General features: G+C 38.1%; 6 protein-coding genes. 4 read left to right on the forward strand and 2 right to left on the reverse strand.

The genetic code is table 11. The features are described from left to right. Positions 1 to 120 precede the first annotated feature (120 nt). Complete coding sequence (locus tag AACL61_RS08815) at positions 121 to 1095, reverse strand: GMP reductase (RefSeq protein WP_003669595.1); 975 nt, start codon at positions 1093 to 1095, stop codon at positions 121 to 123. Between the two features lie 195 nt (positions 1096 to 1290). Between AACL61_RS08815 and AACL61_RS08820 the strand changes: the two genes are divergently transcribed. The 3 genes from AACL61_RS08820 (at position 1291) to pyrR (ending at position 4186) form a co-directional block, all read left to right on the forward strand. Then, a complete protein-coding gene (locus tag AACL61_RS08820; RefSeq protein WP_102816103.1) occupies positions 1291 to 2589 on the forward strand; it encodes an adenylosuccinate synthase in 1299 nt (432 codons plus the stop codon). 109 nt (positions 2590 to 2698) lie between these two features. Further along, positions 2699 to 3484: an immunoglobulin-like domain-containing protein gene (locus AACL61_RS08825; protein WP_102816104.1), complete on the forward strand. Its 786-nt coding sequence runs from the start codon at positions 2699 to 2701 to the stop codon at positions 3482 to 3484. A 165-nt stretch (positions 3485 to 3649) separates the two neighbouring features. Then, on the forward strand, positions 3650 to 4186 hold the full coding sequence (pyrR, locus tag AACL61_RS08830) for a bifunctional pyr operon transcriptional regulator/uracil phosphoribosyltransferase PyrR (RefSeq protein ID WP_003670286.1): 537 nt from the start codon (positions 3650 to 3652) through the stop codon (positions 4184 to 4186). Positions 4187 to 4280: 94 nt separating this feature from the next. Here pyrR and AACL61_RS08835 read toward each other — a convergent pair whose 3' ends face one another. Then, positions 4281 to 4667 (reverse strand): hypothetical protein, encoded by a 387-nt coding sequence (locus AACL61_RS08835; RefSeq protein ID WP_029507511.1) that lies wholly within the window; start codon positions 4665 to 4667, stop codon positions 4281 to 4283. 765 nt (positions 4668 to 5432) lie between these two features. On the opposite strand from AACL61_RS08835, the gene AACL61_RS08840 reads away from it, so the two are divergent. After that, complete coding sequence (locus AACL61_RS08840) at positions 5433 to 6086, forward strand: TetR/AcrR family transcriptional regulator (RefSeq protein WP_102816105.1); 654 nt, start codon at positions 5433 to 5435, stop codon at positions 6084 to 6086. Positions 6087 to 6142: the final 56 nt, after the last annotated feature.

Consider the following 6142-nt stretch of genomic DNA (forward strand, 5'->3'; position numbering starts at 1 on the left):
AATTTAAAATCCGGACTACGATTTTTGAATCGATCAAAAATCATAGTCCGGATTTTACTGTTAGAGAACCAAGAATTAATAGTTAATTCCCAGCCCCAGCCTTCTTTTTTACGCTTATTTTTAAAAATCGCCGTTCATGATTGAATCTTTTACAATCATATAATCGACCTTCCGAATAGCTTCAAGGTCACGACCACCCGAGTAAGAGATGGATGATTGTAAGTCTTCCTGCATTTCGGTTAAAGTGTCTTTGATGGAGCCACGGTAAGGAACGAGCATCTGCTTTCCTTCAACATTTCGATAAGCACCTTTTTGAACCTCAGATGCAGAACCCCAATATTGTTTGTATTGTTTTCCATCAATGTTGATGACATGTCCTGGTGATTCGAGGTGACCGGCAAGCATTGAGCCAATCATCACCATTGAAGCGCCAAAACGGACAGACTTAGCAATGTCCCCATTATGTCTAATACCGCCGTCAGCGATGATTGGTTTCCGCGCGGCTTTAGCACACCAACGAATAGCGGATAATTGCCAACCGCCAGTACCGAAACCAGTCTTTAGCTTAGTGATGCAGGCTTTACCGGGACCAACCCCAACCTTAGTAGCATCCGCCCCAGCATTTTCAAGGTCGCGAACAGCTTCGGGAGTTGCAACGTTCCCCGCGGTTACAAAAGTGTCGGGAAGTTTTTCTTTGATGTATTGGATCATTTTGATCACAAAATCAGAATGACCATGGGCAACATCAATTGTAATATACTCTGGATTTAATTGTTCGGATTTTAGTTGATCAATAAAATTATACTCATCATCCTTAATCCCGACCGAAATCGAAGCAAATAATCCTTTTTCGTGCATCATTTTAACGAAAGCTGCTCGTGTCTCTGGATTAAAGCGGTGCATCACGTAATAATAGTCATTTTGGGCAAGCCAAATTGCTAAATCTTCATCGATGACGCTCTCCATATTTGCAGGTACAACAGGGATCTTGAATGTGTGAGGGCCAAACTTGACGCTTGTATCTGCATCCTTACGGCTTTTGATCACACATTTATTTGGGACCAACTGAATATCATCATAATCGAATGTTTTCATTAGGGCAGCTCCTTTTTAAAAATTTACCGTAATTATTATGCGCTAAAATATATGAAGCGTCAATGAAAATAGCGTACATTTGCTGAGTAATATCAAAAAATAGTTCGATAAACTGTTGACGACAATGAATTAATCCGGTAAAATAGCGAAGTAAAAACGTTAATTTTAGAAAGTATAACTATGAGGTGAAAATAAATGTCATCAGTTGTTATTGTTGGTAGTCAATGGGGCGATGAAGGAAAGGGTAAGATGACCGATTACCTAAGCCAAGAAGCGGACGTTGTTGTTCGTTCACAAGGTGGTAATAATGCAGGTCACACAATTGTATTTGATGGTAAGAAGTTTGCCCTCCGTCTAGTGCCATCTGGGATTTTTGCTAAAGACAAGTTAGCGGTGATTGGTAATGGAGTGGTTATTAATCCACCTGCATTATTAAAGGAATTGCATTATCTTCAAGACAACGGGATCGACATTTCAGGTTTACGGATTTCTAGTCGTTCACACATCACCTTCCCATACCATATTCTTCTTGATAAATGTCAAGAAGAGGCAAAGGGTGATCACAAGGTGGGAACGACCAAGAATGGGATCGGTCCTACCTACATGGATAAGGTTTCTCGTGTTGGTATCCGGATGTGTGACTTACTTGAGAAAGACACCTTTAAGGAAAAGCTTGAACGTAACCTCGCTGAAAAGAACGAATTATTCACTAAGTTATACCATGTTGACCCAATTAACTTTGACGATATTTTTGAAAGTTACTACGAATATGGTCAAGAATTAAAGCAATACGTTACTGATACAGCTCAAATTGTCAATGATGCCCTTGATCAAGATAAGAAGGTCCTCTTTGAAGGTGCACAAGGGGTTATGCTTGATGTTGACCAAGGAACATATCCATACGTTACTGCTTCTAACCCAATTGCGGGGGGAGTATGTACTGGTGTTGGCGTTGGTCCTAACAAGATTGAAACCGTTGTTGGAATTTGCAAGGCTTACTCTACACGGGTTGGTGCTGGTCCATTCCCAACCGAATTAACTGATGAGATTGGTGATCAAATTCGTGAAACAGGTCATGAATACGGAACGGTTACGGGTCGGCCACGGCGCGTTGGTTGGTTTGATAGTGTCGCAATGCGTCATGCACGGCGGGTTTCAGGAATTAGTTGTCTTAGCCTTAACTTGCTTGATGTTTTGACTGGCTTGAAGACTGTTAAGATCTGTACTTCATACAAACTTGATGGTAAGCAAATTGATTACTACCCAGCTAGTTTGAAGGAACTTGAACGCTGTGAACCAGTTTATGAAGAACTTCCAGGATGGGATGAAGATATTACTGGTGCAAAGAAGTTTGAAGACTTACCAATTAATGCACAAAACTACTTGAAGCGGGTAAGTGAATTATCAGAATCACCACTTGCAACTGTTTCCGTTGGTGCTGATCGGATTCAAACGATTATCGTTAAGGATCCGTGGGAATTAGCACATAAATAAATAGATGAGAGCTTCTAATGTTTGAATAATCTTTAAGCATTGGAAGCTTTTTATTTCTCTTGGCTCCCCTATGGTATAATCAAGGCAAATACACGTTATAGGAGGCAAGATGATGACACAGCCAACACTAATAGTAGAAAAACATTATTTAAATTGGCCACTTAACCGTCCTTTAAATCAAGCTGACATAATGCATGAGTTGGGTGTGCATGCATCCGATGAAAATGGCCAAGATTTAACGAGTAAGGTGATGATGAACCTAACTCAAGTGGATGTTAACAAAGTAGGAGAATACCCTGTGATGTTAAATGTAATGGATAATAACGGACAAAGTGCCCAGGCAAGCATTACCCTAAATATTCAACCGATGCGGACACAGAATGCACCTAAGGAAACTGCAACGTCCCCAAAGTCAAGACGGGGATGGTTATGGGTTATTATCGTAATCGTGGTTATCTTATGTGCATGGTGGGCGATCAGCTCTCATAACCGACAAGCGGCTAATCAAGCGGCAACTGATAGTCAGCAGAGCAGTCAAATAAGCAACAATTCAAGCAGTATCAGCGATTTAACAAAAGATAATCAACGTCTTGCTAGCCAAGTTGCAGAACTTAAAGGGGCAACCCAACAATATCAGAAAGACCATGATCAACAAGCATTAGAAAGCCGACTTGATAAGATCCAAAGTCAAATCCAAGACTTGCAAAATCAAGTTCAAAGTAACAGCGTGAAGCAAGATTTAAACCAAGTTAATGAAACAGTTAATGAAGTACGGGAAAACCCAAATAATGGGACGAAAATTGTCAACAATCTAAAGAATAAAGGCGACTTTCAAGAAATTTGGGGAAATATTAGCCAAGAAGTCCAGAAGTGGTTAGACGAGTTTGCTAATTAGTGAGTTTGACAGCGACAAGATAGACCCTTAAAATGGTAATAATAATTAGCGAGGTTCCCCGTTAAATTGTTAGGGAAAGACTCAAGTAAATGCTGGATCCTTCCTTAGATTAGCGGAGGGCCTTATTCTTTTGAAAGATTTTAAATTAATTAAGGAAGTGACATGATGGCTCATGAGATCTTAGATGGCTCAAGTATGCAACGTGCATTGACCCGGATTACTTATGAGATTATCGAACAAAATAAGGGTGTCGATAACTTAGTATTTGTTGGAATTAAGACGCGGGGGGTATATTTAGCAAAGCGCCTCGCCAAGCGACTAAATCAGTTGGAAAATGTAGAAATTCCTGTGGCAGCACTTGACGTCTCTCTTTATCGTGATGATCGTCATGTACCAGATTATACTCAAGAACCAACCGTAAAAACTGATCAATTAGATATTGATATTACTAATAAACATGTTATTTTGGTTGATGATGTACTCTTCACTGGACGGACAGTTCGGGCGGCCTTAGATGCCTTAATGGATATGGGGCGGCCAAACCGAATTTCACTAGCGGTTCTTGTCGATCGGGGACACCGTGAATTACCAATTCGGCCAGATTTTGTTGGAAAGAATATCCCAACAGCAATGAATGAAACTGTTCATGTAGCAGTTGAAGAATATGATGGCCATGAAGATGTAACAATCGAGCATAATTAAAAGAAAGGGAGCCACGCAAAGCCCCCATAAGTAGCAACAGGCCTCCATCGTTCGGTTTTACCAGACGATGGAGGCCATCAATGTACTGCCCTGTTTATCTTATCTTTCGCCACCAATCCACCGTTGAATGCTCATTAAATACCCGGGTACCAAATTTTTTCTGAAACCACCGGACTTGTTTGGGAGTAAAGCCACGGAATACTAATGGTAATTTTTTCCAGTGAGAATAAAGGGCATAGAGAAGGAGGATATATTGTTCCTTGCTAATATCATCTACCGGAATCTCACTAACCATGGTCATCGAAATCCCTGTCCCCAGTGCAGGAAATGTATCAAGGCTAATCTTGTAAATTGGATGGTGACCGATATTGGTAGTAAATACTATTAATGCTTGTTTCTGTCGCGGACGATAAACTTTTTCGATCCGCTTATTGATCTTGTGAACTTGGCGCTTCGTTGGATTAAGAATTATATTTCGCATATAAAAGCCTCTAATCGAACATTTGTTTAGGAAATAGTATATCATACTTAGAAACAGAACAAATCATGTAAGTTTTTGCTGATATAATTTTATTTATCCTTTTCGTTGTAATTACACTATTTTTATTAATGCGGTATGATTGGATTAGTGAGTTTAGTATTAATCGTGCAGGACATCTAATGCCAAACTGGTTTGCAATTTTTGGAATGGTCTTTGGTTTCGTGATTTTACCGTTAATTTTATTCTGGTTAACGCGTCGTGAGCGAGCTGAAAATGACGAACGAGTAAAATAGGAGAATAGAAAAAACGCTCAATGACTGCACAAATCGTTGAACGTATTATTTTAGGGAATAATAGTAGCCGATATCGCACATTATCTGCTACTAGTATAATGTTAAGTCTAATTGAGGCAAATAACTAAAAAACAACTATTGGCACCACCCTAGAAGAAAGAACAATTTAACTTTGGGAGTTTATTAGGATTTTTGTCCTTATTAAAATGAGAAAAAGTTAAGGACACTTTAGAAGTCATTAAGTAATAAAATTGATCTCTTCACGAATTGCTTTTGATGTTAAAGCTTCAATTCGATGATATTTTACCAAGTAATTTATCAATAGTTAATAGTTTTACGAGATTATGCACTCACTGTGTACAAGTGCTACCAAGAATATACTTTGTTCTAACAAGGGTGTTATTTTACTATATTTTTACTAATCGTTTATATTAAGATAATATAGTTTGGAGTTTATACTAGGAGAAAAAAGATGGATATTCGCAAAATTAATACGTTAAATAGAATTAAGGAAGGATTTATTACTGTTTTAGATACTAAAAAGTTATCAGAATGTACTACTAATGATATTGTAAATAGCGCTGAAATTAGTAAAAAAACTTTCTACAACTATTACCAAAATAAACAAGATCTTCTCCATGAAATTGAAAATGAGCTATTGGAAGGTCTAAAAGAAGCTCTCATAATTGATCGGGAGGAGCTAAAAGATGTCAAGCATTTACCAGGTGCAGACGAAATTAAGGAATTAGCAGAAGTGGCATTTAATCATACGTTGGCTTTTTGTAATGAAAATAAGCATACGTTGTCAAATTTGCTTTCTTCAAATGGAGATATGCAGTTTTATCAAATGATTGTTGAAGTAGCAAATAATGAATTTGATGCGCGAGTTCCATATTTGTTTGGGGATATAAATATTAAAGAAGCTAATGTAAAATCGCCATTGCCATTCTCATTTATTAAAACCCTCTATATCAATACAATTGTTAATTTGTTAATGCTTTGGGGTGCCGCACCAGACTCTTTAAGCATTAATGAAATTAAGTCAATTGCAGGCTTGATTCAAACAAAATCACCAGTTGAATTGATTCAAATTTATAAATCATATTTAAACTCGACTAAAAAATGAGGAGCCGAAAATTTTTTCTCGGTCTCCTCATTTTTTATTACCCGAAATGTCAATTT

The sequence above is a fragment of the Limosilactobacillus reuteri subsp. porcinus genome (assembly GCF_036621895.1).
Classification (GTDB): Bacteria; Bacillota; Bacilli; order Lactobacillales; family Lactobacillaceae; genus Limosilactobacillus; species Limosilactobacillus reuteri_J.

Excerpts from the sequence above, each read along its gene's own strand:
- AACL61_RS08815 (WP_003669595.1), bottom strand. The coding sequence starts at position 1,095 with ATGAAAACATTCGATTATGATGATATTCAGTTGGTCCCAAATAAATGT.
- AACL61_RS08820 (WP_102816103.1), top strand. The coding sequence starts at position 1,291 with ATGTCATCAGTTGTTATTGTTGGTAGTCAATGGGGCGATGAAGGAAAG.
- AACL61_RS08825 (WP_102816104.1), top strand. The coding sequence starts at position 2,699 with ATGATGACACAGCCAACACTAATAGTAGAAAAACATTATTTAAATTGG.
- pyrR (WP_003670286.1), top strand. The coding sequence starts at position 3,650 with ATGGCTCATGAGATCTTAGATGGCTCAAGTATGCAACGTGCATTGACC.
- AACL61_RS08835 (WP_029507511.1), bottom strand. The coding sequence starts at position 4,667 with ATGCGAAATATAATTCTTAATCCAACGAAGCGCCAAGTTCACAAGATC.
- AACL61_RS08840 (WP_102816105.1), top strand. The coding sequence starts at position 5,433 with ATGGATATTCGCAAAATTAATACGTTAAATAGAATTAAGGAAGGATTT.